Annotated in this window: 25 protein-coding genes; 13 read left to right on the top strand and 12 right to left on the bottom strand. The window is 73.7% G+C overall.

What is annotated here, in order from left to right; genetic code table 11:
* The 4 genes from AB0F03_RS05260 to AB0F03_RS05245 all read left to right on the top strand — a co-directional run.
* The coding region (locus AB0F03_RS05260) for an alpha-glucosidase C-terminal domain-containing protein (protein WP_361986678.1) at window positions 1-489 on the top strand (489 nt) is incomplete at its 5' end.
* Between the two features lie 29 nt (window positions 490-518).
* Window positions 519-1,883, top strand: coding sequence for a maltokinase (locus tag AB0F03_RS05255; RefSeq protein WP_361986676.1), 1,365 nt, complete (start codon window positions 519-521; stop codon window positions 1,881-1,883).
* A 3-nt stretch (window positions 1,884-1,886) separates the two neighbouring features.
* Window positions 1,887-4,082, top strand: coding sequence for a 1,4-alpha-glucan branching enzyme (gene glgB, locus AB0F03_RS05250; protein WP_361986674.1), 2,196 nt, complete (start codon window positions 1,887-1,889; stop codon window positions 4,080-4,082).
* Window positions 4,083-4,175: 93 nt separating this feature from the next.
* Window positions 4,176-5,264, top strand: coding sequence for a glutamate--cysteine ligase (locus AB0F03_RS05245; protein WP_361986672.1), 1,089 nt, complete (start codon window positions 4,176-4,178; stop codon window positions 5,262-5,264).
* A gap of 24 nt (window positions 5,265-5,288) precedes the next feature.
* On the opposite strand, the gene AB0F03_RS05240 is transcribed toward AB0F03_RS05245, so the two are convergent.
* Window positions 5,289-5,522 (bottom strand): DUF6480 family protein, encoded by a 234-nt coding sequence (locus tag AB0F03_RS05240; RefSeq protein WP_361986670.1) that lies wholly within the window; start codon window positions 5,520-5,522, stop codon window positions 5,289-5,291.
* A 150-nt stretch (window positions 5,523-5,672) separates the two neighbouring features.
* On the opposite strand from AB0F03_RS05240, the gene AB0F03_RS05235 reads away from it, so the two are divergent.
* The 4 genes from AB0F03_RS05235 (at window position 5,673) to AB0F03_RS05220 (ending at window position 12,252) form a co-directional block, all read left to right on the top strand.
* Window positions 5,673-7,571, top strand: a complete 1,899-nt coding sequence (locus tag AB0F03_RS05235; protein WP_361986668.1) for an AMP-dependent synthetase/ligase — start codon at window positions 5,673-5,675, stop codon at window positions 7,569-7,571.
* A gap of 152 nt (window positions 7,572-7,723) precedes the next feature.
* Window positions 7,724-8,158 carry an ATP-binding protein gene (locus AB0F03_RS05230; protein WP_361986666.1) on the top strand — a complete coding sequence of 145 codons (435 nt, stop codon included), beginning with the start codon at window positions 7,724-7,726 and terminating at the stop codon, window positions 8,156-8,158.
* A gap of 195 nt (window positions 8,159-8,353) precedes the next feature.
* Window positions 8,354-9,730 carry an NAD(P)/FAD-dependent oxidoreductase gene (locus AB0F03_RS05225; RefSeq protein WP_361986731.1) on the top strand — a complete coding sequence of 459 codons (1,377 nt, stop codon included), beginning with the start codon at window positions 8,354-8,356 and terminating at the stop codon, window positions 9,728-9,730.
* Window positions 9,731-10,029: 299 nt separating this feature from the next.
* Entirely contained in the window at window positions 10,030-12,252 is a 2,223-nt protein-coding gene (locus tag AB0F03_RS05220) for an FUSC family protein (protein ID WP_361986729.1), read from the top strand.
* A gap of 4 nt (window positions 12,253-12,256) precedes the next feature.
* On the opposite strand, the gene AB0F03_RS05215 is transcribed toward AB0F03_RS05220, so the two are convergent.
* Window positions 12,257-13,111: a SigB/SigF/SigG family RNA polymerase sigma factor gene (locus AB0F03_RS05215; protein ID WP_361986664.1), complete on the bottom strand. Its 855-nt coding sequence runs from the start codon at window positions 13,109-13,111 to the stop codon at window positions 12,257-12,259.
* A 233-nt stretch (window positions 13,112-13,344) separates the two neighbouring features.
* Complete coding sequence (locus AB0F03_RS05210; RefSeq protein ID WP_361986662.1) at window positions 13,345-13,773, bottom strand: ATP-binding protein; 429 nt, start codon at window positions 13,771-13,773, stop codon at window positions 13,345-13,347.
* Between the two features lie 123 nt (window positions 13,774-13,896).
* On the opposite strand from AB0F03_RS05210, the gene AB0F03_RS05205 reads away from it, so the two are divergent.
* On the top strand, window positions 13,897-14,121 hold the full coding sequence (locus AB0F03_RS05205) for a hypothetical protein (RefSeq protein ID WP_361986660.1): 225 nt from the start codon (window positions 13,897-13,899) through the stop codon (window positions 14,119-14,121).
* 289 nt (window positions 14,122-14,410) lie between these two features.
* Window positions 14,411-14,866, top strand: a complete 456-nt coding sequence (locus AB0F03_RS05200; protein ID WP_361986658.1) for a cyclic nucleotide-binding domain-containing protein — start codon at window positions 14,411-14,413, stop codon at window positions 14,864-14,866.
* Window positions 14,867-14,873: 7 nt separating this feature from the next.
* Here the strand turns inward: AB0F03_RS05200 and AB0F03_RS05195 are convergent, their stop codons facing one another.
* Window positions 14,874-16,172 carry an MFS transporter gene (locus AB0F03_RS05195; protein ID WP_361986656.1) on the bottom strand — a complete coding sequence of 433 codons (1,299 nt, stop codon included), beginning with the start codon at window positions 16,170-16,172 and terminating at the stop codon, window positions 14,874-14,876.
* An 85-nt stretch (window positions 16,173-16,257) separates the two neighbouring features.
* Entirely contained in the window at window positions 16,258-16,872 is a 615-nt protein-coding gene (locus tag AB0F03_RS05190) for a LysE/ArgO family amino acid transporter (protein ID WP_361986654.1), read from the bottom strand.
* Window positions 16,873-16,938: 66 nt separating this feature from the next.
* Here AB0F03_RS05190 and AB0F03_RS05185 point away from each other — a divergent pair, with 66 nt between their 5' ends.
* Window positions 16,939-17,826 carry a LysR family transcriptional regulator ArgP gene (locus AB0F03_RS05185; RefSeq protein WP_361986652.1) on the top strand — a complete coding sequence of 296 codons (888 nt, stop codon included), beginning with the start codon at window positions 16,939-16,941 and terminating at the stop codon, window positions 17,824-17,826.
* Between the two features lie 389 nt (window positions 17,827-18,215).
* Window positions 18,216-18,467 carry a WhiB family transcriptional regulator gene (locus tag AB0F03_RS05180; protein ID WP_361986650.1) on the top strand — a complete coding sequence of 84 codons (252 nt, stop codon included), beginning with the start codon at window positions 18,216-18,218 and terminating at the stop codon, window positions 18,465-18,467.
* Between the two features lie 47 nt (window positions 18,468-18,514).
* On the opposite strand, the gene AB0F03_RS05175 is transcribed toward AB0F03_RS05180, so the two are convergent.
* The 5 genes from AB0F03_RS05175 to AB0F03_RS05155 all read right to left on the bottom strand — a co-directional run bounded on the left by AB0F03_RS05175 (window position 18,515) and on the right by AB0F03_RS05155 (window position 23,818).
* Window positions 18,515-18,964 carry a DUF6098 family protein gene (locus AB0F03_RS05175; protein ID WP_361986648.1) on the bottom strand — a complete coding sequence of 150 codons (450 nt, stop codon included), beginning with the start codon at window positions 18,962-18,964 and terminating at the stop codon, window positions 18,515-18,517.
* Between the two features lie 82 nt (window positions 18,965-19,046).
* Window positions 19,047-20,882, bottom strand: coding sequence for a HAMP domain-containing sensor histidine kinase (locus AB0F03_RS05170; RefSeq protein ID WP_361986646.1), 1,836 nt, complete (start codon window positions 20,880-20,882; stop codon window positions 19,047-19,049).
* A gap of 28 nt (window positions 20,883-20,910) precedes the next feature.
* A complete protein-coding gene (locus tag AB0F03_RS05165) occupies window positions 20,911-21,615 on the bottom strand; it encodes a response regulator transcription factor (RefSeq protein ID WP_361986644.1) in 705 nt (234 codons plus the stop codon).
* A 20-nt stretch (window positions 21,616-21,635) separates the two neighbouring features.
* Window positions 21,636-22,370, bottom strand: coding sequence for a L,D-transpeptidase family protein (locus tag AB0F03_RS05160; RefSeq protein ID WP_361986643.1), 735 nt, complete (start codon window positions 22,368-22,370; stop codon window positions 21,636-21,638).
* 41 nt (window positions 22,371-22,411) lie between these two features.
* Window positions 22,412-23,818 (bottom strand): M1 family metallopeptidase, encoded by a 1,407-nt coding sequence (locus tag AB0F03_RS05155; protein WP_361986641.1) that lies wholly within the window; start codon window positions 23,816-23,818, stop codon window positions 22,412-22,414.
* A 202-nt stretch (window positions 23,819-24,020) separates the two neighbouring features.
* Here AB0F03_RS05155 and AB0F03_RS05150 point away from each other — a divergent pair, with 202 nt between their 5' ends.
* On the top strand, window positions 24,021-24,371 hold the full coding sequence (locus AB0F03_RS05150) for a DUF488 family protein (protein ID WP_361986639.1): 351 nt from the start codon (window positions 24,021-24,023) through the stop codon (window positions 24,369-24,371).
* A gap of 3 nt (window positions 24,372-24,374) precedes the next feature.
* Here AB0F03_RS05150 and AB0F03_RS05145 read toward each other — a convergent pair whose 3' ends face one another.
* Together AB0F03_RS05145 and AB0F03_RS05140 are read right to left on the bottom strand one after the other, a co-directional pair.
* Window positions 24,375-26,048, bottom strand: coding sequence for an FAD-binding dehydrogenase (locus AB0F03_RS05145; protein WP_361986637.1), 1,674 nt, complete (start codon window positions 26,046-26,048; stop codon window positions 24,375-24,377).
* 50 nt (window positions 26,049-26,098) lie between these two features.
* Window positions 26,099-26,722 carry a helix-turn-helix domain-containing protein gene (locus tag AB0F03_RS05140; protein ID WP_361986635.1) on the bottom strand — a complete coding sequence of 208 codons (624 nt, stop codon included), beginning with the start codon at window positions 26,720-26,722 and terminating at the stop codon, window positions 26,099-26,101.
* Window positions 26,723-26,758 lie beyond the last annotated feature (36 nt).

The raw sequence follows: 26,758 nt of genomic DNA, 5'->3' as shown, positions 1-26,758 counted from the left end.
GCGGTCCGCACCCCCATGCAGTGGACCCCCGACCGCAACGCCGGCTTCTCCTCCTGCGACCCGGGCCGCCTCTTCCTACCCGCGATCATGGACCCCGTCCACGGCTACCAGGTCACCAACGTCGAGGCCTCCATGTCGTCCCCGTCCAGCCTGCTGCACTGGACCCGCCGCATGATCGAGATCCGCAAGCAGAACCCCGCCTTCGGGCTCGGCTCGTTCACGGAACTGCCGTCCTCCAACCCGGCGGTGCTGGCCTTCCTGCGCGAGTACGGCGACGACCTGGTGCTGTGCGTGAACAACTTCTCCCGCTTCGCGCAGCCCACCGAACTCGACCTGCGGGCCTACGACGGCCGACACCCGGTCGAGCTGATCGGCGGGGTGCGGTTCCCCGCCATCGGCGAACTGCCGTACCTGCTCACCCTCCAGGGCCACGGCTTCTACTGGTTCCGGCTCACCCGAGTCGCATCCCGCATCGGCCGCCGCCACTGATCCCGGCGCCGAGGAAAGGACGCGTCACCATGCCGAAGACCATCACTCCCCGACCGAGAACCGCCGTCGGCGTCGACGGCCCCCTGGTCTCGCTCGGCGCGCTGCTGCGCGAGTGGTTGCCGAGGCAACGCTGGTTCGCGGGCAAGGACCGGCCGGTCACCGATCTGTCGGTGCTGTCCGTGACGGAGCTGTTCCCGGGGTGTCTGCACCTGCTGGTGCACGCCTCGCACGCGCCGGTGCCGGCCCCCGGCGGCACTCCCCCGCCCGGTGACTGCTACCAGCTGCTGCTGGGCCTGCGCCCCCACCTCGCCCCCCGCCTGGAGCAGGCGTTCATCGGGCGGGCGGTGCAGGGGCCGCTGGCCGGGCTCGCGGTGTACGACGCGCTGCACGACCCGCGCGCGGCCCATCTGCTGCTGGAGCGGCTGCGGCAGCCCGGCACGGCGGGCCCGCTGCGGTTCGAGACGGACCCGGCCGCCCACGTACCCGGCGGGCTGCCGCCACGGCTGCTGGACGCCGAGCAGTCCAACTCCTCGATCGTGTACGGCGACGCCTACATCCTGAAGGTGTTCCGCCGGATCCAGCCGGGCGTCAACCCGGACCTGGAGGTCTCGGCCGCGCTGGCCGGGCAGGGCTGCACCCGGGTGCCCCCGCCGGTGGCCTGGTTCACCACCAGCGCCCCGCGCCCGGCCACCCTCGGGGTGCTCCAGCCGTTCCTGCCGGACGCCACCGACGGCTGGACACTGGCGCTGCGCGCGCTCGCCGCGGGCGGCGACTTCACCGCCGAGGCCCGTGCGCTGGGCCGGGCGATGGCCGAGGTGCACCTGGCGCTGGCCGGGGCGTTCCCGTCGGCCGGGCCGGGCGAGAACGGCCGTACGGCCGAGGCGATGTGCGCGCGGCTGGACGCCGCCGCGCACGCCGTGCCCGCGCTGGTGCCCTTCGTCCCCGGCCTGCGGGCCGCGTTCGCGGCGCTCGCCACGTGCGACACCGGTCCGCCCGCCCAGCGCATCCACGGTGATCTGCACCTGGGGCAGGTGCTGCGGGCCGGCCGTGACTGGTTCGTCATCGACTTCGAGGGTGAACCCTCCCGCCCGCTCACCGAGCGGCGGGCCCCGCAGTCCCCGGTGCGCGATGTGGCCGGGATGCTGCGCTCCTTCGACTACGCGGCCCGGCAGCGCCGTCCCTGGCGACCCGAGTGGGCGCGCCGCTGCCGGGAGGCGTTCTGCGCGGGCTACGCGGCCCGCGCGGGCTGGGACCCACGCAAGAAGCACGCGCTGCTGCGCGCGCACGAGACGGACAGGGCGGTGTACGAGGTGCTGTACGAGGCGAGACACCGACCGGACTGGCTGCCGGTACCGATGGCGGCGATCAAGCGGCTCGCCGTGTGGGGAGGCTGACCCATGGCACTGCGTGACACGACGCGTCCCGAGGCCGCGGGCCCCGGGCCGGCCGCCGCGCCGGACGCCGCCGACCGCGGCCGGCTGCTGGCCGGCGCCCACCACGATCCGCACGCCCTGCTGGGCGCCCACCCAGTTCCTGGCGGCATCCTGGTGCGGGCGCTGCGCCCGAACGCCCGGGCGGTGAGCGTCCTGGCCGACGGGACGCGCACCGCGCTGACCTCCGAGGGCGACGGCCTCTTCGCGGCCGTCCTGCCCGGCTCCCGGATCCCCTCGTACACGCTGCTGGTGGCGTACGACGACGGGGAGCAGGAGGTGCACGACCCGTACCGCTTCCTGCCCGCCCTCGGCGAGCTGGACCTGCATCTGCTGCGGGAGGGCCGGCACGAGCAGCTGTGGCGGGCGCTCGGGGCGGAGCCGATGGTCCACCAGGGCGTGGCCGGCACGCGCTTCACCGTGTGGGCGCCGAACGCCCAGGGGGTGCGGGTGGCCGGTGACTTCACGTACTGGGACGGCACGCAGTACCCGATGCGGTCGCTCGGCGCGTCCGGGGTGTGGGAGCTGTTCCTGCCCGGCGTCGGCGAGGGCACCCGGTACAAGTTCGAGATCACCTCCCGCCACGGCCACCGGTTCCTCAAGGCCGACCCGATGGCGCGGCTCACGGAGGTGCCGCCGGACACCGCGTCGGTGGTGACGTCCTCGCGGTACGAGTGGGGCGACGCGGAGTGGATGACGCACCGCGGTGACCTCCCCGTGCACCAGGCGCCGTTCTCGGTGTACGAGGTGCATCTGCCCTCCTGGCGGCCCGGGCTGACCTACCGCATGCTGGCCGAGGAACTCCCGTCCTACGTACGGGACATGGGCTTCACGCACGTGGAGCTGATGCCGGTGGCCGGGTATCCCTTCAGCGGTTCCTGGGGTTACCAGGTCACCTCCTACTACGCGCCGACGCCCCGGCTGGGCTCGCCGGACGACTTCCGGTACTTCGTGGACGCCTGTCACCGGGCCGGCCTCGGTGTGATCATGGACTGGGTGCCGGCGCACTTCCCCAAGGACGACTGGGCGCTGGCCCGGTTCGACGGGGACCCGCTGTACGAACCCGGGGACTCCCGGCGGGCCGAGCATCCGGACTGGGGGACGTACGAGTTCGACTTCGGGCGCACCGAGGTGCGCAACTTCCTCGTCGCCAACGCGGTCTACTGGTGCGAGGAGTTCCACATCGACGGGCTGCGCGTGGACGCCGTGGCCTCCATGCTCTACCTCGACTACTCGCGCGAAGCCGGCCAGTGGGAGCCGAACGTGTTCGGCGGGCGGGAGGACCTGGACGCGGTGGCCTTCCTCCAGGAGATGAACGCCACGGTGTACCGGCGCTGCCCGGGAGTGGTGACCATCGCCGAGGAGTCGACCGCCTGGGAGGGGGTGACCCGGCCGACGGACAGCGGCGGCCTCGGGTTCGGGCTGAAGTGGAACATGGGCTGGATGCACGACTCGCTGGAGTACATCCAGAAGGAGCCGGTGCACCGCAGGTACCACCACGACGAGATGACCTTCTCGATGGTGTACGCCTACAGCGAGAACTACGTCCTGCCCATCTCCCACGACGAGGTCGTCCACGGCAAGCAGGCCCTGGTGTCGAAGATGCCGGGCGACTGGTGGCAGCGGCGCGCCAACCACCGCGCCTACCTCGGCTTCATGTGGGCCCACCCGGGCAAGCAGCTGCTGTTCATGGGGCAGGAGTTCGCCCAGGGGGCGGAGTGGAACGAGGCGCACGGGCCCGAGTGGTGGCTGCTCGCCGACGACTACCACTCCGCCGGCGACCACCGGGGCGTACAGGACCTGGTGCGGGACCTGAACACGACCTACCGGCGGACCCCGGCGCTGTGGCAGCGGGACACCGACCCGGGCGGCTTCCGGTGGGTGCTGTGCGACGCGGCGGACGACAACGTCCTGGCGTTCCTGCGGTTCGCCGCCGACGGCACCCCACTGCTGACCGTGTCGAACTTCTCCCCCGTCGTCCGGCACGGCTACCGCCTGTGGGTGCCCGACGAGGTCCCCGCCTGGCGGGAGGTGCTGAACAGCGACGGCGTCCGCTACGGGGGAAGCGGGGTCGGCACCGAGGGGCCCGTCAAGCCCGTGGACGGGTTCCTCGAGCTGACGCTGCCGCCGCTCGCCACCGTGTGGCTGGGCCCGGAGGGCTGAACGCCGCAGGTGTCGGTGGCCGTGCGAGGGGGCAGTCGGGGTCGTACAGACCCACGACTGCCCCTTGCGGCACGGACAGAAGGGCGGCACCACGTGCGCACCGTCGGAGTGGAGGAGGAACTCCTCCTGGTCGACCCGGACAGCGGCGACCCCAAGGCGCTCGCGGCGCCCGTGCTCGCCCGCGCCGCCCAGGACGATCCCGGACAGGACGTGTTCGAGAAGGAACTGTTCGGGCAGATGCTGGAGTTCGCCACGCATCCGCAGTCGGACATGACAGCCCTCGGCGACGAGATCGTGCGCTGCCGCAAGGAGGCGGCCCGGCACGCCGGGCAGATCGGCTGCGGGGTCGCGGCGCTCGCCAGCTCCCCCCTGCCGGTGAGCCCCTCCCTCAGCATGAACGAGCGCTACCGGTGGCTGGCCGAGCAGTACGGGGTGCCCACCCGGGAGCAGCTCGTGTGCGGCTGTCATGTCCATGTGTCGGTGGAGTCCGACGAGGAGGGCGTGGCGGTCCTCGACCGGATCCGGCCGTGGCTGCCGGTCTTCCGGGCGATCAGCGCGAACTCGCCGTTCTGGCAGGGCCGGGACAGCGATTACCACAGCTACCGCAGCCGGGTGTGGGAGCGCTGGCCGTCGGCCGGGCCGACCGAGCTGTTCGGCTCCCCCGAGCGGTACCACCGGCGGGTGGCGGACATGGTGGCCACCGGGGCCATACTCGACGAGGGCATGGTCTACTTCAGCGCCCGGCTGTCCGCGGCCTACCCGACGGTGGAGATCCGGGTGTCGGACGTGTGCCTGAACGCCGAGACCGCCGTGCTGATCGCCACACTGACCCGGGGTCTGGTGGAGACCGCCGCCCGGGACTGGCGGGCCGGCCGGCCGCCGCTCGACCACAGTGTGAGCCTGCTGCGGCTCGCCGACTGGCAGGCCGCCCGCTTCGGCCTCGACCGGGAGCTGCTCGACCCGGTGACCCTGCGGCCCCGGCCCGCCGCCGAGGTGCTGCGCTCGCTGCTGGAGCACACCGGGGACGCGCTCGCCGGCACCGGTGACGCGGACCGCGCCGAGGAGGCCGTGGCCGGCCTGCTGCGGCACGGCAACGGCGCCCGCGAGCAGCGGGCGCTGCTGGAGCGCACCGGCAGCCTGCGGGACGTCGTCACCGAGTGCGTACGCCGGACCCAGGGCTGAGGCACCCTGGGCCGAAGGTGCCGGTCAGAGGATCAGCACCAGGGCGTAGACCAGGAAGAAGGCCGCGATCAGCACGACCAGCAGGAGGATCAGGGTCAGCGGAGCCTTGGCCCAGCCTCTGCGCCGGACGTCCGGCTGGCGGGGCCCGGCCTCGGGCATGCTGCTCTCGGCGGGCGGGGTCTCGCCGGGCGGAACTCCCCCGCCTGGCTCGAGTCCGGTCGTGCGCTCGGGTTCCGGATCGGGATTCACATGGCTCATGCCGAACGAGTCCCCAGAACACGACCGGATCATCAGCCGATCACGACTTACCCGTTCCCGGCACCGAACGCGCTCACCTGGGCTACATTCGAGCACCGCCGACACAGAGCCGGTCGGCGGAGTGACCCTCCGTACACCCAGGAGCAGCGCATGCGGAACGTCGCCCTCGCTCCAGCCGTCGCCCCGCCGCTCACCGGCGGCCTCGCCGACAGTGTCTTCGAGACGGCGGACCGGAACCCCACCCTGCCGATGCTCGCGCGCCGCGCGCATCCCGCCGCGACCGGTTGGGAGGAGGTGACGGCGGTCGAGGTGCGGGACGAGGTGGTCGACGTGGCCAAGGGCCTGATCGCCGCCGGCGTCTCGCCCGGCCACCGGGTGGCCCTGATGGCCCGCACCCGGTACGAGTGGACGGTGTTCGCCCACGCGCTGTGGGCCGTGGCCGCCGAGGTCGTGCCGATCCACCCGGCCGCCTCGCGCGAACAGGTCGAGTGGATCCTGCGGGACGCGGGCTGCGTGGCCGTGGTGGTGGAGGACGAGCAGGGCGTCATGACCATCGGCACCGTGTGCGCCCGGCTCCCGCTGCTGCGGCACGTCTGGCAGCTGGACGCGGGCGCGCTGTCCGCGCTGGCCGAGCGGGGCGCGGTGGTGCCGTACACGACCGTGGAGTCGCTGCGCCGGATCGTGCTGCCCGACGCCACGGCGGCCGTCGTCTACACCTCGGGCACCTCGGGCCGTCCGATGGGCTGCGCGCTGAGCCACCGCGGACTGGCCCACCCCTGCGACACCCTGCTGGCCGGCTGGGGCCACACCGCCGCTCCCGCGGGAGAACAGGCGGCCGTCCTGGCCTTCCTGCCGTTCTCCCATGTCTACGGGATCATGATCATGCTGACGTGCGTGCGCGGCGGGATCCTGCTGGGGCACGAGCCGGAGCTGACCGAGGCGGCGCTGGCGTCGGCGCTGGCCACGTTCCGGCCGACGTACCTGTACGGCGTGCCGTCGGTGTTCGAGAAGCTGTACAAGAACTTCCTGCGGGCCGCGGAACAGGCGGGCCGGGGCGCCCTGTTCGAGCGGGCCGCGCAGACCGCGCGGGACTTCGCCGCGGCGGAGGAGCGCCGGCGGCTGGGCACCGGGCCGGGCCCCGGGTTCGACCTGAGACTGCAACACGCCCTGTACGAGCGGACGGTCTACCGCCGGCTGCGGGCGGCGCTCGGCGGCCGGGTGGTGCGCGGCACCTCCGGGGGTTCCTCGCTCGACCGCGGTCTGTCCCTGTTCTACGAGGGCATCGGCGTGTACGTCCATGACGGGTACGGGCTGACCGAGTCCAGCGGCGGGATCACCATGCAGCCGCTGGGCCGGGAGAAGTCCGGGACGGTGGGCCGCCCCCTGCCGGGCACCGAGATCCAGGTGGCGGACGACGGGGAGCTCCTGGTGCGCGGGCCGTCGGTGTTCCAGGGCTACATCGGTGACGAGACGGCGACACGGGCCGCGCTGCGCGGCGGCTGGCTGGCCACCGGGGACATCGGGCGGCTGGATCCCGAGGGCTATCTGACGATCACCGGGCGCAAGAAGGACATCATCGTCACCAGCGGCGGCAAGAGCGTGGCCCCGGCCCTGCTGGAGCAGCGGCTGCGCCGGCATCCGCTGGTGCACCAGGCCGTGGTGATCGGCGACGACCGGCCCTGCGTCGGCGCCCTCATCACGCTGGATCCGGACTTCCTCGCGCACTGGCGGGCCGCCCTGCGGATCCAGGGGGACGTCACGGGCCGGGAGGCCCGGGAGGAGAACGCGCTGCGGGAGGAGATCTCACGGGCCGTCGCCTCCGCCAACAGCGCGGTGTCCCACGCCGAGTCCATCCGGGTCCACCGTGTCCTCCAGGAACCGTTCGCACCGGAGAACGGGCTGCTCACGCCGTCCCTGAAGCTGCGCCGGGCCGCCGTCGTGCGGTACTACGCGGCCGAGATCGAGGCGATGTACCGGGCGCGTTCCCGGGGGCGGCGGGGCCCGGTGGAGACGGCCGACTGGGACGAGCCCGACGACGTCTTCCGCTGAGCTCGCGCACATCCGGGACCGCTGTGCCAAGGGGGACGGATAGCCTGCCCGGCTCGGGGAACCCGAGCGCAGGCAGAGATCAGCAACGACGACCGTCCTGGTCGGCAAGGGGCCGGGCCGGCCCCTTTTCCGCCCGGACCGGGGAATGCGAGATGGCGACGGAGCCGCGTTGGGACGAGACACCGCCCTCGGAGGAGAGTTACGAGCGTACGTTCTCCTTCGCGGGCGAGCTGCGCAACGTCACGGAGGCCCGGCTCGCGGCGGAGGAGTACCTGGGGGCGCTCGCCGTGAGCGCGTCGCCGGGCGCGCCCGAGTACTGGGACGACATCCTCCTGGTCGTGACGGAGCTGGCCGCGAACGTGATCCAGTACGCGCCCGGCCCCTTCGACCTGCGGATGCGCCGCACCTTCGACGGGGTGCACGTGACGGTGCGCGACACGAACACGACCAAGCCGGAGCCGCGGCCCTTCCACCCGCGTACGGGCGGCGGCGGCATCGGCTGGCACCTGGTGCACACCCTGTGCACCCAGGTGAGCGTCGTCGTGCACGAGGGCGGCAAGGACATCCACGTGTTCCTGCCCTGGTGACGGGTGTTCGACGTGTAGGTGTACGCCAACCGGTTACTCCACCCCCTGCGGGGGCACGTTGATCCCCACGCGTTCGTCTGCCTGCCGTACCCAGCTGGCGGAACGGCTGGAGGCACGGTGGGATCGGACTTGGTGCACAGCGATCCGGGGCAGGCGAGCGGCGTCGAGTCGGACCGCCCGGAGCCGCAGAAAGGGATGAACACCGTGACACGACCCAGGATCCTGGTGGTGGGCGCAGGCTTCGCCGGAGTGGAGTGCGTCCGCCGCCTGGAGCGGAAACTCGCCCCCGGCGAGGCCGACGTCACGCTGGTGACGCCGTTCGCCTATCAGCTCTACCTGCCGCTGCTGCCCCAGGTCGCCTCCGGCGTGCTCACGCCGCAGTCGATCGCCCTCTCCCTGCGGCGCAGCAGCAAGTACCGCACGCGGATCATTCCGGGCGGTGCGATCGGGGTGGACCCGAAGGCCAAGGTGTGCGTCGTCCGCACCATCACTGACAAGATCGTCAACGAATCCTACGACTACATCGTGCTGGCACCGGGCAGCGTGACCCGCACCTTCGACATCCCGGGCCTGACCGAGCACGCCTTCGGGATGAAGACGCTGGCCGAGGCCGCCTACATCCGCGACCACGTCATCGCGCAGCTCGACCTCGCCGACGCCAGCGACGACCCGGCCGAGCGGGCCGCGCGACTCCAGTTCGTGGTGGTGGGCGGCGGCTACGCCGGCACCGAGACGGCGGCCTGTCTGCAACGGCTCACGCACGCGGCCGTACAGCGCTATCCGCGCCTGGACCCCGGTCTGATCAAGTGGCACCTCATCGACATCGCGCCCAAACTCATGCCGGAACTGGGCGACAAGCTCGGCCGCAGTGCGCAGGAGATCCTCAAGCGGCGCGGGATCGAGGTCTCGCTGGGCGTGTCGATCGGCAAGGCCGGCCCGGAGGAGGTCACCTTCACCGACGGCCGGGTCGTGCCGACGCACACGTTGATCTGGACGGCGGGCGTGGTGGCCAGCCCGCTGATGGCCACGCTCGGCGCGGAGACGGTCCGCGGCCGGCTGGCGGTCACCGCGGAGATGTGCCTGCCGGGCCACGACGGCGTGTTCGCACTCGGCGACTCGGCCGCCGTACCGGATCTGGCGAAGGGCCAGGAGGGCGCGGTCTGCCCGCCCACCGCGCAGCACGCCATGCGGCAGGGCCGGAAGGTCGCCGACAACGTCATCGCGGCGCTGCACGGCCACCCCCTCCAGCCGTACGAGCACAAGGACCTCGGCCTCGTCGTCGACCTCGGCGGCAAGGACGCGGTGTCCAAGCCGCTGGGTGTCGAGCTGCGCGGGTTGCCCGCGCAGGCGGTGGCCCGCGGCTACCACTGGTCGGCCCTGCGCACCAACGTCGCCAAGACCCGGGTGATGACCAACTGGCTGCTGAACGCGGTCGCGGGCGACGACTTCGTGCGCACCGGTTTCCAGGCCCGCAAGGCCGCCCGGCTGAAGGACTTCGAGTTCACCGACTCGTACCTGACGCCCGAACAGGTCCGTGCCCGGGTGGAGGGCGGGGCGCTCAACCAGTCCTGACCGGACGTGGATCACCGCAGGACCGTCGGTCGGTCCCGACCGGACCGGCGGTCTTCCGCGGTGACCGCACATCACCTCGCACGGACGGAGCGCCCCGCACGACCGAGCGGGCTGTGACGGGCCCGGCGCGAGCGGCCCGGCTCACGTCCGGGCACGGGCGCGCCGACGCCCCGGCGGCCGCGACCCCGGCCGGGGGCGAGTAGCCGGGCCCCGCGTGCGATGCTGGGTCGGAGATCATTTTTCCGGCAGGGAGAGAGCGCGGCGGCGTGAGGGCAGCGGGACGGTCGGGACGGGTACGGATGTGGGACCGGCTCGCGGCCTCGGATCCGGGGCTGCTGCGGCTGACCGCCGGGCTGCGCACGGTCACCGCCATCACTCTCACCCTCGCGGTCCTCGCCGCGCTGCGGATGCCGGTGCCCCAGCTGGTGGCCGGCGCGATGGCCGCCATGGTCGCCACCTTCGCCGTCCGGGAGAAGCAGCGCGGCCCGCAGGCCGTGACCCTCGCGCTCGGCCTGCCCGTCGCCCTGGCCTCGGTGGCGCTGGGCGCACTGCTGAACCAACGGGTCGTCGCGGGCGACCTGTTCTTCGTCGCCCTCATCTTCAGCGCCGTCTACGGCCGCCGGTTCGGCGACCGCGGCACCGCCCTGGGGCTGATCGGCTTCCAGATCTACTTCCTTTCCCTCTTCGTGCACGCGACCGTGTCCAGGCTGCCCGCGCTGTTCGGTGTCCTCTGCGTGGCGTTCGCGTGCAGTGCGACCGCCCGGTTCGTGCTGCTGCCGCAGACCCCGGCGGGCATCCTGGACCGGTTGCGGCGGGCCTTCCGCGCCCGGCTGGCCCAGCTCGTCGCCACCCAGATCGAGCTGCTGGACGCCGGACCCGACGAGGTCGAGAAGGTCCTGGACGATTTGCGCACCGGCACCGCGCGCCTGCACGAGACCGCCCTGCTCATCCAGGGACGGCTCGAGGACGGCACCTCCGACGCGGCGACGGCCCGGCTGCTCCAGCGCCGGATCGCCGACGCCGAGATCACGGCCGAGCGGCTCGGCCTGCTGCTGCTCACCGCGCGCAGCGCCGAGCGCACCGACACCCTCACCCTGCATCTGCCCGGCGCTCCCCTGCCCTCCTCGGGCACGCTGCCGGTGCGGGACGAGGCGAAGGCCGCGCTGCGCCGGGACCTGGAGGCGCTGCGGCTGCTGATGCTGCGGCCCGCCGGTGAGGCCGCGGGGACCGCGCTCGCCCACGTGCGCAACCGGCTGCTCGGCTACCGGGACGAGGAGAACCTGCCCGCGGCCTCCCCGGCCGTGCAGGACGTCTTCCGCGGACTCGGCGAGGCCGCCCGGGCCGTACTGGGCCTGCGGCTCGCCCTGGACGGCCCGCAGGACGAGTCGGACGACAGCCCGGCGACCATCCGGTCCCGCGAGGAGCTGGACGCGGAGGACGCCGCCATCGAGGTGAGCGAGGAGGCCGAGCCGGAGCACGCGGAGCCGGCCGGTCTGCAACGGCCCACCACCCGGGCCGCGGTCCAGGTCGCCGTCGGCTCCGCGCTGGCCATCACCGGCGGCGAGCTGCTGTCCAGTCAGCGCTGGTACTGGGCGGTGCTGACCTGCTGGATCGTCTTCCTCAACACGGCCTCCACCGGCGAGATCCTGGTGAAGGGCTACCGGCGGCTGCTGGGCACGGTGCTCGGCGTGGTGGCCGGCATCGGGCTCGCCGCGCTGGTCGGACCCCATACCTGGACGGCCTTCGCGCTGGTGCTGCTGTTCATCTTCGCGATGTTCTACACCGCGCCGCTGTCCTACACGCTGATGTCGTTCTTCGTGACGGCCATGGTGGGCCTGCTGTACACGCTGCTGAACACCTACAGCACGGCGGTGCTGGTGCTGCGGATCGAGGAGACGGCGCTCGGCGCGGCCTGCGGGGTGATCGCGGCGGCCGTGGTGCTGCCGGTCCACACCGACCGCCGTACCAACGACCTCCTCGTCGCGGTACTGGACCGGCTCGCCGACGTCACGCGGGGCGCCGTCGACCAGCTCAGCGGCGGGACGGGCGGCGACCTGGTGGAGCGGGCGCGCGAGCTGGACCAGGCGCTGGCCGACCTGCGCGCGGCCATACAGCCGCTGACCCACCCGATCACCCCGCTGCGCGCCCGGCGGGACACCGCCCGGTACGTGGTCGCGCTGCTGGAGACGTGCGCGTACCACGGGCGGTCACTGGCGGCCACGGCGGAACTGCTGCCGACGCACCCCTCGATCGCGGCGGACCCCCGGCTGCGCGAGGTGTGCGGGCGGATCGTGCACAACATCGAGGTCATCGCCGCGCATGTGCGGGACCCGAGGTCCACCGCGGAGATGGAAAGCGGCCCCAGCATCGCGTCGATGCTGGAGCCGGGCACCCTGCGCACCCCGCGCTACGGCCGGGTGACCGACCGGGTGCTGCGCCATCTCCAGCGCCTGGACGAGGCGGTCTGGGGCCTGGCGCGGCCGTTGGGCGTCGTCGGCGGTCCGGCGGCGCCGGGCAGATGAGCGCTCACCTCGGCTCGCCGCCGGGGCGGCGGTTGCCGAGCACCTCGTCGCGGACGCGGGCGCAGCTGCGGCTGATCAGCCGGGAGACGTGCATCTGGGAGATGCCGAGCCGGTCGGCGATGCGGCTCTGCGTCATGTCCTCGAAGAACCGCATGTACAGAATGGCCCGCTCCCGCTCGGGCAGCCGGCGCAGCCCTTCCTTGGCGGCCTCGCGGTCGACGACGACGTCGTACGAGCTCTCCGTCGCGCCGAGTGTGTCGGCGAGGCTGTAGCCGTCCTCGGCGGCGGAGAGTTCGGCGTCCAGCGACAGGGTGCTGAAACTCTCCAGCGCCTCCATGCCCGCGGACACCTCTTCCTCGGAGAGTCCGGTGTGGGCGGCGATGTCGGCGACGCTGGGTTCGGGACTGCCGGGATTCTGGGTGAGTTCGCGCCGGGCCACCCGCACCCGGTTGCGCAGCTCCTGCACCCGGCGCGGCACCCTGAGGGCCCACATCCGGTCGCGGAAGTGCCGCTTCACCTCGCCCGTGATGGTCGGCACCGCGTAGCTCTCGAAAGCTCCGCGGGAGGGGTCGAACCGGTCGATCGCCTTCACCAGGCCGAGCGCGGCCACCTGCCGCAGGTCCTCGACGGACTCCCCGCGGTCACGGAACCGGCCGGCGATGCGGTGGGCCATGGGCAGCCACGCGGTGACGAGTTCGTCCCGTACGGCTTCACGCTCGGGGCCGTCGTCCAGTTCCGCCAGCCGGGCGAAGAGTTCCGCGGTCTCGGGGGCGTCGTCATGACTCCGCCGGCCGGGCGCGGCGGGAGCGCTGGTGGTGGCGGCCGTGCCGGGACGGCTTGTCGACATGTCGGTCAGCATGCGGAATCGCTCCTGAACGGGGTTTCAGGGCACTGCGCCGGAAACTGGTTCCGGGTCCTGGCCCGAACGGTGGTGTCAGGGGTCCCCGCGGGTGAGCCGCCGGCCCGCCGGAAGCGGGCCCGGGCGGCGGTCGTGATACCCGCCGGGCGCGCGCCTCCAGTCCGAAGCACGAGGTTCCGTCTGCCCCTCGCCCTCACGGGCAAACGCCGCAGAGCGGAACTTCCAGAACCGCTTCAGCGCAGCGGCACGACGGCCGTGATGCGCTTGCCGCCACGGGGCAGCGCGGCCACCCGGACGTCCCGGGCCAGCCGGCACACCAGGGACCAGCCGCGGCCGCCGGGCCGGGCGCGGTCCCGATGGTCCGGACGGGTCACCGGGAAGGCGTCGCTGTGGTCGCTCACCGACACCCGGACACCGCCGGGGTCCACGTCGACGTCGAAGCCGGTGATGCCGCCGCCGTGCACCAGGGCGTTGGTGGTGAGCTCCGAGGTGACCAGGAGCGCGTCCGCCACGGCCCGCGGCGGGCAGGGCAGGGAGCGGGCACGGCACCGTTCGGTCACCACACGCTCGACCGTTCTGCGGGCGTCGGCCGACCGGCGCGGCAGTCGCCGTGGCGGTTCCGCCAGGGTGACGGAGGGGCCGGCGTGATGCTTGTCGAGCATCCTTTTCCTCCCTGCTTGTGACCGTTTCGCAGATCCTTCCCTTTTCGGCTAGCCCTTCCGGGCGGCCCCAAACACCCGTGGCAGCCCTGTCATCACCGGGCGCCGCGCGGGTATCCGGTCGGCATGACGGATGTCGTGGATGCGGACGAGTTGTTGCGGCGGATCCGGCGGGGCCGGGACTGCGCGGCCGAGGAGGAGCGGTCCTGGCGGGAGCGGGCCCAGGGCCTGACGGCCACGGATCCGGAGGGAGCGCGCGAGGCGGCGGTCCGGGCGGAGACGTTCGCGGCGGTGCAGCGGGTGCTGGACGAGGTCGTGAACCCCGGCGGAGACCCCGCGCGGACCGGCTGAGTGAAGCAGGTCACCCGACCTGGTTTCGGGGGCGCACCGGCACCCGAGATGGTTTAGTATTCATACATACGTGATGCCGGAGCGGCGCGGAACCGTCCTTCCCCCCTCCTCGCGTCACCGCATACGGCCCTGGCTGGCCTCCCCCGTCCAGCCAGGGCTTTTTGCTGCCCGCGGCGGCGCGGGAACACCCGGACCCGCGCCCTTCGAGGTGCCCGGCGCGGCGGCAGCGGCTGAAATGGGCTTGGCGACTCACCCGAACCGCCACCGCCGCCGGCGAGGAGCCCCGCCCATGACCAAAGCGATCAAACTGCTCACCGCCCTCCCCCAGGCTCAGCGCGAGCGACTGATGGAGCTGGCCAAGGAGGCCTCCTTCCCGGAGGACAGCCGCATCTTCGAGGCGGGGGGCACCGCCGACCGGTTCTGGGTGGTCCGTTCGGGTGCGGTCCACCTCGACCAGGAGGTGACCTCCCGGCAGCGGGTGACCGTGGCCACGCTCGGCGCGGGCGACATGCTCGGCTGGTCCTGGCTGTTTCCGCCGTACAAGTGGGACTTCGGCGCCGTTGCCTTCAGCAACGTGCGTGCCTACGAGTTCGACGGGCCGTCGGTGCTCGCGCTGTGCGTGGAGGATCCGCTGCTCGGGCTCTCGCTGGTGCGGACGGTGGCCGAGATCCTCGCCCACCGCCTGGAGACGACCCGCGGAAAACTGATGGACCAGTACGCGATCCGCCGGCCGAGACCGCTGTAGGCCCTCGTCAGATCCGGTAGCGGCGCAGCGCCGGGACCGCGGCCGCCAGCGCGAGCATCACGACGACGACCAGCGCGCCGCCGCCCGCGACGGCGGCCCGCGGGCCGAACGCCGAGCCGGCCGTGCCGTGCAGCACGTCGGCCAGGCGCGGCCCGCCCGCCACGACCACCGTGAACACCCCCTGCATCCGCCCGCGCATCTCGTCGGTCGCGGCGGACAGCAGAATGGCGCCGCGGAACACCATCGAGACCATGTCGGCGACCCCGGCCACGGCGAGGAAGGCCATGGCCACCCACAGGTTTCCGCTCAGCCCGAACCCGGCGATGGCCACGCCCCAGCCGACGACCGCGCCGATGACCATCCAGCCGTGCCGGCGGGCCCGCGAGAACACACCGGAGAAGAGCCCGCCGAGCACGGCGCCGACCGGGATGCCCGCGAACAGCACACCGAGCGCTAGGCCCTCGCCGTACGAGCCGTACGTCTGCGCGGCCAGCTGCGGGAACAGGGCACGGGGCATGCCGAGGACCATCGCGACGATGTCGGCGAGGAAGGACAGCAGCAGCACCTTGTGCCGGGCGATGTACCGGAACCCGGCCGCTATCTCGCGCACCCCGGCCCGGCGGGCGGCGGCTGCGCCCAGCGGCGGCAGCGCGGGCAGCCGGAAGACGGCCCAGACGGTCACGCACAGGGCCAGCGCGTCGACGAGGTACAGGGCGGGCAGTCCGATGACCGGGATCAGCGCGCCGGCCAGCAACGGGCCCGCCACCAGCCCGGTCTGCATCACCGTGGAGCCGAGCGCGTTGGCGGCCGGCAGCTGCTCGGCGGGGACCAGTCGGGCGATGGAGGCGCTGCGCGCCGGGGAGTTCAGCCCGAAGAACGCCTGTTGCAGCGCGAGCAGCACCATCAGGACCACGACGGAGTCGAGGCCGGTGACGGCCTGCGCCCAGAACAGCAGGGAGGTCACGGCGATGCCGGTGTTGGTGACCAGCAGCAGCTTGCGGCGGTCCACGGTGTCGGCGACCGCCCCGCCCCACAGCGCGAAGGCCACCATGGGCAGGAGGCCCGCGAGGCTCGCGTAGCCGACCCAGGCGGAGGAGTGGGTGATGTCGTAGATCTGCTTGGGTACGGCGACGGCGGTGAGCTGGCTGCCGACGGCGGTGACGATGGTCGACGACCACAGGCGCCGGTAGGCGGGGATCCGCAGGGGGCGGGTGTCCATCGCCCAGCGGCGCCAGCCGGGCCGGGGCGGGGCCTGCGCCGCCGGCGCCTCGGGGTCGGTTCCGGTGCTGCTCTCGCTGGTGTCCACGGGTGTCCTGGTTGCTCGTTACATCTTTTTCGCTTCGACAGTTCGACTATTCCAGGGGCACCCGCGCAGACCGAACGGATTTCGCTCAGGAACCGGTGATCAGGGTCACGCCCAGGATCAGCATGGTGGCGGCGACCAGGCCGTCCAGCACCCGCCAGGCGCCCGGCCGGGCCAGGAACCGGCCGAGCAGCCGGGCCCCGAAGCCGAGGGCGGCGAACCAGCACACGCTGGCGAGTACGGCTCCCAGCCCGAACGTCCAGCGCAGCGGGCCGCGGTCGGCGGCGAGGGAGCCGACCAGGAACACGGTGTCCAGATAGACGTGCGGGTTCAGCCAGGTCATCGCCAGGCAGGTGAGCACCGCCCGGCGCCGCGAGCCGGTCGCCTCGCCCTCCGCCCGCAGCCCGGTCCCGGCCTTGAGCACCCGGCGGGCGGCCAGGGCGCCGTAACAGAGCAGGAAGGCACCGCCGACGATCCCCACCGCCCGCAGGGCGCCCGGCCAGGCCACCACGACCGCGCCGACCCCGCCGACCCCGAGTGCGATGAGCAGTGCGTCCGACAGGGCGCAGATGCCGACCACGGTGAGGACGGCGTCGCGGCGCACCCCCTGGCGCAGGACGAAGGCGTTCTGGGCACCGATGGCGACGATCAGGGAGAGGCCGGTGCCGAATCCGGCGGCCGCGGCGGTCAGGGCGTGGTTCATGCCGTCGACGCTAGGCAGAGCACGGGCGCAAGTACAGCTAAAGATTCTTACGTACCCTTAGCCGTCATGATGAGCGAGCTGCCCCTGGAGCAGGTGCGCACCCTGCTGGCCGTGGTGGACGAGGGCACCTTCGACGCGGCCGCCGCCGCGCTGCACGTGACGCCGTCGGCGGTCAGCCAGCGGGTCAAGGCGCTGGAGCAGCGCACCGGCCGGGTACTGCTCCAGCGCACCAAGCCGGTGCGCCCCACGGAGTCCGGCGCGGTGCTGGTGCGGTTCGCCCGGCAGCTGGCCCGGCTGGAGCGGGACGCGTGGAGCGAGCTCGGGCTGAACGGCACCGGGGAGCCGACGCGGGTGTCGGTCGCGGTGAACGCCGACTCGCTGGCGACCTGGTTCCTGCCGGCGCTGTCCCGGGTCGCGGGCCTCTGCTACGAACTGCACCGGGAGGACGAGGACCACACGGCTGCGCTGCTCCGTGAGGGCCTGGTGATGGCGGCGGTGACCTCCTCCCCCGACCCGGTGCCCGGCTGCACGGTCCGGCCGCTCGGCCGGATGCGCTATCTGCCCGTGGCCGCCCCCGGGTTCGCCGCCGCCCACCTGGCCGGGCGGCCCCTGGCCGAGGCGCTGGCCCGGGCACCCGTCGTGGCCTTCGACCGCAAGGACGACTTCCAGGACGGCTTCGTGCGCCGGCTGGGCCGCGGGTCCGCCGGTCCCCACCGGCACCTCGTGCCCACCTCCGAGGGGTTCTTGGACGCGGTCGCCGCGGGGCTCGGCTGGGGCATGATCCCGGAGGCGCAGGCCGGCCCGCTGCTGGAGCAGGGGCGGCTGGCCGTCCTCGCCCCCGGTGAGTGGACGGACCTCGCCCTGTACTGGCAGCAGTGGAAGCTCGACTCGCCCGCGCTGGCGGCCCTGGCCGACGCGGTGACGGGGTCCGCGGCCGAGGCGCTGCGCCGCTGAGACGCTCGGCACGCCGGGGCCCGGCGCACCGAGGCACCGGAGCGCCGGAAATCCGTGATCGGTCATCTGGCCGTCGGGCGGGGGGCCGTGGCGCTGCGGACACGGTCCGGGCGGTGGGGAGGCAGCCGCCCGAGCGCCCCGTATGCCGGCCCCAACTCCCCCTACTTCCCGCCCAGTCGGGCGCCGGGCGGGCCGCCGCGCCCCGCCTGCGGGCCCGTTGACCGGGCACGGCTCCCGGTGCCGCCCCGCCTGCCGCCCGGGGCGACCCGAACGCACTCGTCGCACGATCTCCTCCGGTTGTGCCGTTTCACCCCGTCGCGACCGGTCACCCGCACCCCAGCACACTTTCGGCAGGCACGGACGACTTCGACCCGATCCAGGAGATTCCGATGGACAACTGGCGCGACCATGCCGCGTGCCGTCAAGAGGACCCCGACCTGTTCTTCCCGATCGGCACCACCGGTCCGGCACAGGTGCAGACCCAGCAGGCCAAGGCGGTGTGCGGGCACTGCCCGGTCCGGCAGCAGTGCCTCGGCTGGGCACTGGACACGGACCAGAGCATCGGCATCTGGGGTGGGACGACGGAGCTGGAACGCCGGGCGCTGCGGCGCCGCGCCCGCTCCCGGCCCCGCTCCGGGTGACCGGCGGCGACGGCGACGGCGGGGGCCCAGCGGCCCCCGCGGCCCGGTCAGCGGCTCCCGCGGCGCAGGGTGCCCCACTCCCGCTCCTGCCGGGCCACCTCGTCCCTCGCCGCGACGATCACGCCGCCCGCGATCCAGCACAGCGGCTCGACATCGGCCACGAGCGGTTCGTTGTCAGGGCCCCGGCCCGTCTCCCGGCCCGTGAGGACCCAGGGACGGACGCCGGGGCCCTTCTCGTGCGGCAGGTGCGCGTAGTCGTACAGGCGGCGCGCCACCCACAGCTCCCGGGACCGGTCCTCCCACCAGGACTCCACGTCGAGCGGGTTGGCGGACAGCCCGGGCATGGGGACGCCGGTCAGCTCGTCGGTGCTGGAGACGCGGTCGAGGTCCGTGGCGGGCCCCCTGGACCAGCGCACGTACAGGCCCCGGCACTGTTCCACCAGGCGGGCCACCTCGTCGAGCGTGGACAGGACCGGCAGGTCGTCCGCTGTGCTCATGGCATGACCTCCCTCGGCTGCGCGGTGCGCGACCGGAGTACCCCTGGCGCGCGCCGGGAACCGGATCGGGGCGTCGAGGCAGTCAGGCCGCGTCGGCGGGCGGCGGCGCGCCGGGCAGCCGCAGGGTGAACACCGCGCCCGCGCCGGGCTCGCTCGCGGCCTCGGCCGTACCGCCGTGCGCGGCGAGCAGGTGGCGGACGATCGGCAGGCCGAGGCCGCTGCCGCCGGTGCGTCGGCTGCGGGACCTCTCGGCACGCCAGAACCGGTCGAAGACGCGCGGCAGGTCCTCGGGCGGAATGCCGTGGCCGGTGTCGGAGACGGTGAGGACGACGTCGTCGCCGTCACGGCGGGCGGCCAGCGTGACGGAGCCGCCGGCGGGGGTGTGCCGCAGCGCGTTGGAGACCAGGTTCCCCAGCGCCTGCCGCATCCGTACCGGGTCGGCGTCCAGCCAGGCCGCGCCGTCGGCGTCGGCGCGCAGCACGACCCCGGCGGTGCCGGCGGCGACCCGGTGCGCGGCGGTGACCTGGTCGAGCAGGTCACCGGCGCGCAGCGGCTCGCGGTGCAGGCGCAGGGTGCCGGCGTCGGCGGCGGCGAGGTCCTGGAGGTCGTCGATGATCCGCTGGAGGACGAGCGCCTCCTCGTGCAGGGAGTCCAGCAGGGCCGGGTCGGGGTCCACGACCCCGTCGCGTACGACCTCCAGCCAGCCGCGGATGTTGGTGAGCGGGCTGCGCAGCTCGTGGGCGATGTCGCTGACCATGGCCCGGCGCTGGGCCTCCAGCCGCTCGCGGCGTTCCGTCAGGCCGTTGAAGGCCTCGGCGAGGATGCCGGTCTCGTCCCGCGTGGTCACCGCTGCGCGCACGTGCAGTTCGGGCGGCTGCTGCGCGGCCAGGGTCAGCGCGCGCAGGGGCCGTACCAGGCGGACGGCTACGACGGCGGTCACGGCGACGGTGACGGCCAGGACCAGCCCGGCCACGCCCACCACCTTGGCCTTGTTGGCCGGTGACATGTCGAAGCGGGCCGGGTTCTGGTCGCCGATGCCGAGGAAGAGCTCGGCCGCCGGGGCGGCGTAGGGCTCCAGCTGGGTGCGGCGGGCGGCCAGGACGCAGCGCCGGGCCGCCCGCGCGTCGGCGCCCTTGCCCGTGGTGGCGTCCTTGGCGAGGAGGTAGCGGCTGCCGAAGGGGTCCTTGCCGCCGGGGTCGAAGGTGGGCAGGGGCTGGCCGCCGGGTTTCAGGCCGGCCTGGCGCAGGCAGGGCCTGACGAGGTCCGACAGCGTGTCCAGGGCCCGCTGTTCCGTGGGCGTGGGGGTGTTGAGCCGGCCGTCCTCGCACGCCGTCGCCCCGTACCCGGCGGGGTCGGTGCCGTCCCCGGCGGTGACCACCGGCCGCCCGCTCGCCGTGCGGGCGACGGTGGCCTGGACGCCGTAGCGCTGGTAGCACCGCTCGCGTACTGCGGCCAGCGCCTCCAACTTCGTCCGCTCCGCGGCCGGGAGCCGGTAGGGGCCCACCACGCGCGGGTCGATGCCGCTGAGCTGGGCGCCGGACTCGGTGTAGGTGTCGGTGCGCAGCGGGTCGACGGTGGCGGCGGGCCGGGGCGGCAGCGGGGTGCCGCGGGGCGCGGAGTCCGCGACGAGTGTGCGGTCGGCGGTGGTGAGCGCGATCCGGCGGCCGGTCCGCGCGGCCAGCTCGTGGACGGTGTGCCGCACGCCCGCCCAGTCCGGGTGGGTGGCGGCGTAGCCGCTGAGCCGGGCGAGGATGCGGTTGTCCGCGGCCAGGTCCTGGCCCTGCTCCTCCTTCAGCGCGCTCGTCGTGGTGGTCACGGCGAGCCAGGCGGTGGCGGCCACCGAGCACACGGCGATCAGGGCGGAGCCGAACAGGAGCCGCACGAGAAGCCGCTTGCGCAAGGGGATCCGACGCCTCACGAACACCGTCCCCCACCCCACGAGGGCCTCACGTGCGGGCGCCGCTCAGTTTGTAGCCGACGCCGAACACGGTCAGCAGGCGGGCCGGGCGGCGTGGGTCGGCCTCTATTTTGCGGCGGAGGTTCATGACGTGGACGTCGACGGCCCGTTCGGTGGACGCCCGGTCGAAGCCTCGGGTGCAGTGCAGCAGTTGGCGCCGGGTGAACACCCGCTCCGGCTCGCCGGCCATGGCCAGCAGGATCTGGAACTCGGCCGGTGTGCACTCCACCGGCGCACCGTCGCAGCGCACCTCGTGCCGCACCGGGTCGACGCTGATCCCGGCGGCCGCCACGACGGGGTCCTCGTCCCGGGCGCCGGCGCCCCGCCCGCCACGTCTGAGGACCGTGCGGATACGGGCCATCAGTTCGCGCGGGCTGTACGGCTTGGTCATGTAGTCGTCGGCGCCGAGGTCGAGGCCGAGCAGGACGTCCTCCTCGGCGGAGCGGGCGGTGAGCATCACCACGGGGATGTCCGGGCCGGCGCCGCCGCGCAGCGCACGGCAGACGCCGAAGCCGTCGACGACCGGCAGCATCAGGTCGAGGACGAGGAGGTCGGGCCGCAGCCGGCGGGCCGCGTCGAGCGCCGCCCCGCCGTCGTGCACCACGGTGGCGGTGTGTCCCTCGGCCAGCAGGGAGCGGCGGATGAGTTCGGCCTGTTTCTCGTCGTCCTCGGCGACCAGCACGTGTGCGCACACGAGTTCGGATTCTAGGCCGCTCAGTGGGCGAGCCAGTCGGCGTACCCCATGGCGACGACCGGGTGCCGGTGCGGGTCGAGGGTGCGCAGCAGGGTCTTCATGTGGGCCTTGGCGACGCTGACGCAGCCGTGGGTGGGGCCGCCGTGGTCGACGTGCAGCCAGACCCCGCCGCCGCGTTCCGGGCCGAGGGGCCGGGTCCAGTCCAGGGGGGAGGTGCCGGGCCTGCGGTTGTAGTCGACGGCGATGACGTAGTCGAAGGAACCTTCCAGCGGCTCGCCCCGGAAGCCGGTGCCGGGCGAGCGGAATCCGCCGGAGTGGTGGTACGGGAGTCTGCTGCCGGGGTCCGGGAGCCGGCCGCCGGCGTCGGAGAGGGTGTAGACGCCCAGCGGGGAGCGCAGGTCGCCGGAGATGTGGTGGTCGCTCCAGCCGTGCAGCGCGTTGTGGGCGGGCCAGGCGGGGCCCGCCTGCCAGCCGTCGGGGGTGCGCAGGTGCAGGACGACGGTGCAGTCCGGGGAGTTCCTGCCGCGTCCGGTGACGACGACGGCCTGCGTGCAGCGCGCGGGTATCTGCGCGGACCGTCCGGGGCCGAGCCCGGATATGCCCTGGGGGGCCGGCCGCGTGGACGTCGGGTGGGCGGGCGCCGGCGCCGGACGGCGGGACGGCTCCCGGCGCTCGGTCGCCTCGGCTCCGCCGCCGCAGCCGGTGAGCAGCAGCGGGGAGGCGAGGGCGGCGACGGCGGTTCTGCGTCGGATCATGGGCCGATCCTGCTCGCCGGATGTGTGGAACTGGTCAGGGTTCAGGGGCTGTCCGGTTTGCCCGGCGCGTACAGCCAGGTGCGGAACAGCCCTTCCAGCTGCTTCCCCGAGGTCCGTTCGGCAAGCCTGACGAACTGTGCCGTCGTCCCGTGCCCACCGCGGTGCCCGGACGCCCAGGCGCGCAGGACGCGGAAGAAGTCCCGGTCGCCGACGGCCCGGCGCAGCTCGTGCAACGCCATGGCGCCGCGGGCGTAGACGGGCGTGCCGAAGATGCGGGAGCCGCTGCCGGGGTCGCCGGGCGGGTAGGCCCACAGGCCGTCGCTCGCGGGGCGGGCGTACAGGGCGTCGAAGGCCTGCTGGGCGCTGCGGCCGCCGTGCTGCTCGGTGTAGAGCCACTCGGCGTAGGTGGCGAAGCCCTCGTTGAGCCAGATGTCCTTCCAGGTGGTCAGCGAGACCGAGTCGCCGAACCACTGGTGAGCGTTCTCGTGGACGAGGGTGGGGAGGTCGGGTGCGGAGTCGTAGACGGGCCGGGTCTGGGTCTCCAGGGCGTAGCCGACGTCGGGGGCGTGGTCGACGATCGAGCCCGCGGCCCGGAACGGGTAGGGCCCGAACAGCGTGCTCTCCCATTGCAGTACGGAGGGGAGTTGGCGCAGGACGGGTGCGGCGGCGCGCGCCTCCCGGGCGTCGACGGCGTTGTACACCTGGATGCCGTCGCGGGTGGTGTACCGCTCGACCTGGAACTTCCCGATGGTGGCGGTGGCCAGGTAGGCGGCCATGGGCCGGGTCTCGCGCCAGCGGAAGGTGGTGGTGCCGTGGGCGGTGTGCTGCCCGAGCAGGACGCCGTTGGCGACGGCGGTGCGCCCCTTCGGGACGGTGATGGTGAAGTCGTACGACGCCTTGTCCTTGGGGTGGTTGTCGGCCGGGAACCAGGTCATCGCGCCCTGCGGCTCGCCCGCGACGAACGCGCCGTCGTCGGTGGGGATCCAGCCGTCGGCCGAGCCGTCGGGGTCGGTGACCGGCTCCGGGGTGCCGTGGTAGGCGACCGCGACGCGGAACTCCCGGCCCCGGCGCAGGGCGTGGCGGGGGGTGACGACGAGTTCCTGGCCGTCGCGCCGGAACGCCGCGGTGGTGCGGTCGACGGTGACGGAGGTGACCTTCAGGCCCTTCAGGTCGAGGTCGAAGCGGGTGAGCCGCTGGGTGGCGCGGGCGGTGAGGACGGCGGTGGCGTCCAGGCGGCGGGAGGCGGTGTCGTAGCGGAGCGTCAGGCCGTAGTGGCGGACGTGGTAGCCGCCGTTGCCGCTGAGCGGGAAGTAGGGGTCGCCCGCGCCGGACGCGCCGGTGGTGCCCGGCGCGGCGGGTCCGGCGGCGCCGAGGAGAGCGGCGACGGCGACGGGGACGGTGGCGAGGGCGGCGGTACGGCGTCGGGCGGGCTGTCTGCGCGGTGGCATCACGTGCGTTCCTCCGGGTGGCCGGTGATCGACTGGCCGCCAGACTAGGCGGGGCGGGGCCCCGGTCTCCCCCTTGTTCCGGTCAAGTCGTGCGCTTGCCCGGGTGGTGCCTGCGGCCGGGTCGTGTCGCGTCGCCGCGCGGTGGGCGGGGCGCGCCGCAGTAGGCTCGCGGCACCGTCCGCGACCCGAGAGGGGCCCCAGCGTGAGCGTGCGCCTGCGCCGGATCTACGAACCGCCCGAGCCGGACGACGGCCTGCGCGTCCTGGTCGACCGGCTGTGGCCGCGCGGCCTCGCCAAGGACGCGGCGCACGTCGACCAGTGGCCCAAGGCGCTCACCCCGTCCACCGAACTGCGCCGCTGGTACCACGCCGGCGAGGGCGGGTACGAGGAGTTCCGCCGCCGGTACGAGGCGGAACTGGCCGCCCCGGAGGCCGCCGCGCTGCTCGACGGCCTCCGGGAGTCGGCCCGCGGCGGCCCCGTGACGCTGCTGACGGCGTCGAAGGCCCCCGGGAAGAGCCACGCCCACGTGCTGCTGGACCTGTTGCGGAGCTGACGGTCAGGCCGTGAGGCGGGCGGCGTGCCGGCCCGCGGCCCGGCCGGAGAACAGGCAGCCGCCGAGGAAGGTGCCCTCCAGGGCGTTGTAGCCGTGGACGCCGCCCCCGCCGAACCCGGCCACCTCGCCCGCCGCGTACAGGCCCCCGATCGGGGTGCCGTCGGTGCCGAGGGCGCGGGAGTCGAGGTCGGTCTGGATGCCGCCGAGGGTCTTGCGGGTCAGCACGCGCAGCCGGACCCCGATGAGGGGGCCGGCGGCCGGGTCGAGGATGCGGTGCGGGGCGGCGACCCGGCCGAGCCGGTCGCCGATGTAGCGGCGGGCGTTGCGGATGCCCTGGATCTGGGCGTCCTTGCTGTAGGGGTTGGTGATCTGTAGGTCGCGGGCCTCGATCTGGCGGCGCACCTCGGCCGCGTCCAGCAGGTCCTTGCCGGTGAGGGCGTTCATCCGGGTGACCAGCTGCTCCAGGTTCCCGGCGGTGACGAAGTCGGCGCCGTGGTCGAGGAAGGCCCGCACCGGTCCGGGGGCGCCCTTGCCGAGCAGCCGGTCGCGCAGGACGGCCTTGCGGTCCTTGGCGGTGATGTCGGGGTTCTGCTCGGACCCGGAGAGCGCGAACTCCTTCTCGATGATCTTCCGGGTGAGGATGAACCAGGAGTGGTCGTACGCGGCGATGTCCTCGGTGGTGCGCAGGTGCCGGAGGGTGCCGAGGGTGTCGTAGCCGGGCAGGCAGGGGTCGGGCAGCCGGCGGCCGAGGGCGTCGAGCCAGACGGAGGAGGGGCCGGGCAGGATGCGGATGCCGTGGCCGGGCCAGACCGGGTCCCAGTTCTCCAGGCCCTCGGTGTAGTGCCACATGCGGTCGCGGTTCACGAGCCGTACGCCGGCCTCGGCACTGATGTCGAGCATGCGGCCGTCGACGTAGGCCGGGACGCCGGTGACCATCTCGGCGGGGGGTGTGCCGAGCCGCTCGGGCCAGTACCGGCGGATGATGTCGTGGTTCGCGCCGATGCCGCCGGTGGTGACGACGACGGCCTGGGCGGTCAGTTCGAAGTCGCCGGCCCGGTCGCGGCCGGAGGCGGCACCGCGTGGGGAGTCGTCGGGGGCCAGGACGGTGCCGCGCACCCCGCGTGCCGTGCCGTCCTCGACGACCAGCTCGTCCACCCGGTGGCGGTGGTGGAAGGTCAGCAGCCCGTCCCGGGCGGCCTGCCGGGCGTAGCGGACGAAGGGCTCGACCACGCCGGTGCCGGTGCCCCAGGCGATGTGGAAGCGCGGTACGGAGTTGCCGTGCCCGTCCGCCCGGAGGTCGCCGCGCTCGGCCCAGCCGACGGTGGGCAGCAGCTCGATGCCGTGCCCCTGGAGCCAGGACCGCTTCTCGCCGGCCGCGAACTCGACGTAGGCGCGGGCCCAGCGCACCGCCCAGCTGTCCTCGTCCTCCGGCCGGTCGAACCGCGCGCTGCCGCGCCAGTCGTTCCAGGCCAGGTCGAAGGAGTCCTTGATGCCGAGCCGGCGCTGCTCGGGCGAGTCGACGAGGAAGAGCCCGCCGAAGGACCAGAACGCCTGGCCGCCGAGGTTGGCGGCGTTCTCCTGGTCGACCAGGGCCACCCGGCGGCCCCGGCTGGTGAGTTCGTGTGCCGCGACCAGGCCGGCGAGGCCCGCTCCGACGACGATGACGTCCGCGTCCATGACGACTGTGTCCTTCCCTGCGGTGCTCGGAGCCGGTCCGTGCCGGTGGGTCAAGCGGGGTTGCGGCTGCCGTCCGTGAGCAGCGCGGTGAGGAGTTGCCCGAGCCAGACCCGGGCGGCCTCGGCGTCCCGGTCCAGCAGCAGCTGGGTGGTGACCCCGTCGTACGCGGCGACCACGGCGTGCGCGGCGCCGTCCACGTCACCCAGTACGGCGGGGAGTGCGGTGTGGCCACGGGCCCGCAGGAGCCGGCCGGCGATGGCCCGCCGGAGCCGGGTGCGGTGGTCGAGGAGGGTCCGGGCGACCACCGGGTCCCGGGCCGCGTGCACCAGGAAGTCGGTCTTGATCAGCAGCCAGTCGACGTCGAGCAGCAGCACCTCGGTGACCCGGTCCACGGAGGCGGGCACGTCCAGGTCGGGGCCGTCCTGGGCCAGCGCGTCGGCCACCTGGGAGGCGACGAGGTCGGCGCGTTCCCGGTAGAGGGCGAAGAACAGCTCGTCGAGGGTGGCGAAGTTCGAGTAGAAGGCGCCCCGGCTGTACCCGGCCGCCTCGCAGACCTCCTCGATGGAGACCCGCCCGAAGCCCTTGGCCGCGAACACCTCGAAGGCGGCGTCGAGCAGCCGGGCGCGGGTGCGGACCCGGCGCCGGGTGACGCGTGGGGGCGTGTCGTTCTGCATCGGCGGCGGACCTCCGTTCGATACGTGAATGTATCG

Source organism: Streptomyces sp. NPDC028722 (genome assembly GCF_040637655.1).
In the GTDB taxonomy this organism is placed as follows: domain Bacteria; phylum Actinomycetota; class Actinomycetes; order Streptomycetales; family Streptomycetaceae; genus Streptomyces.
Note: the sequence above shows the minus strand (reverse complement) of the source record. Positions and strands in the feature narration are given on the sequence as shown.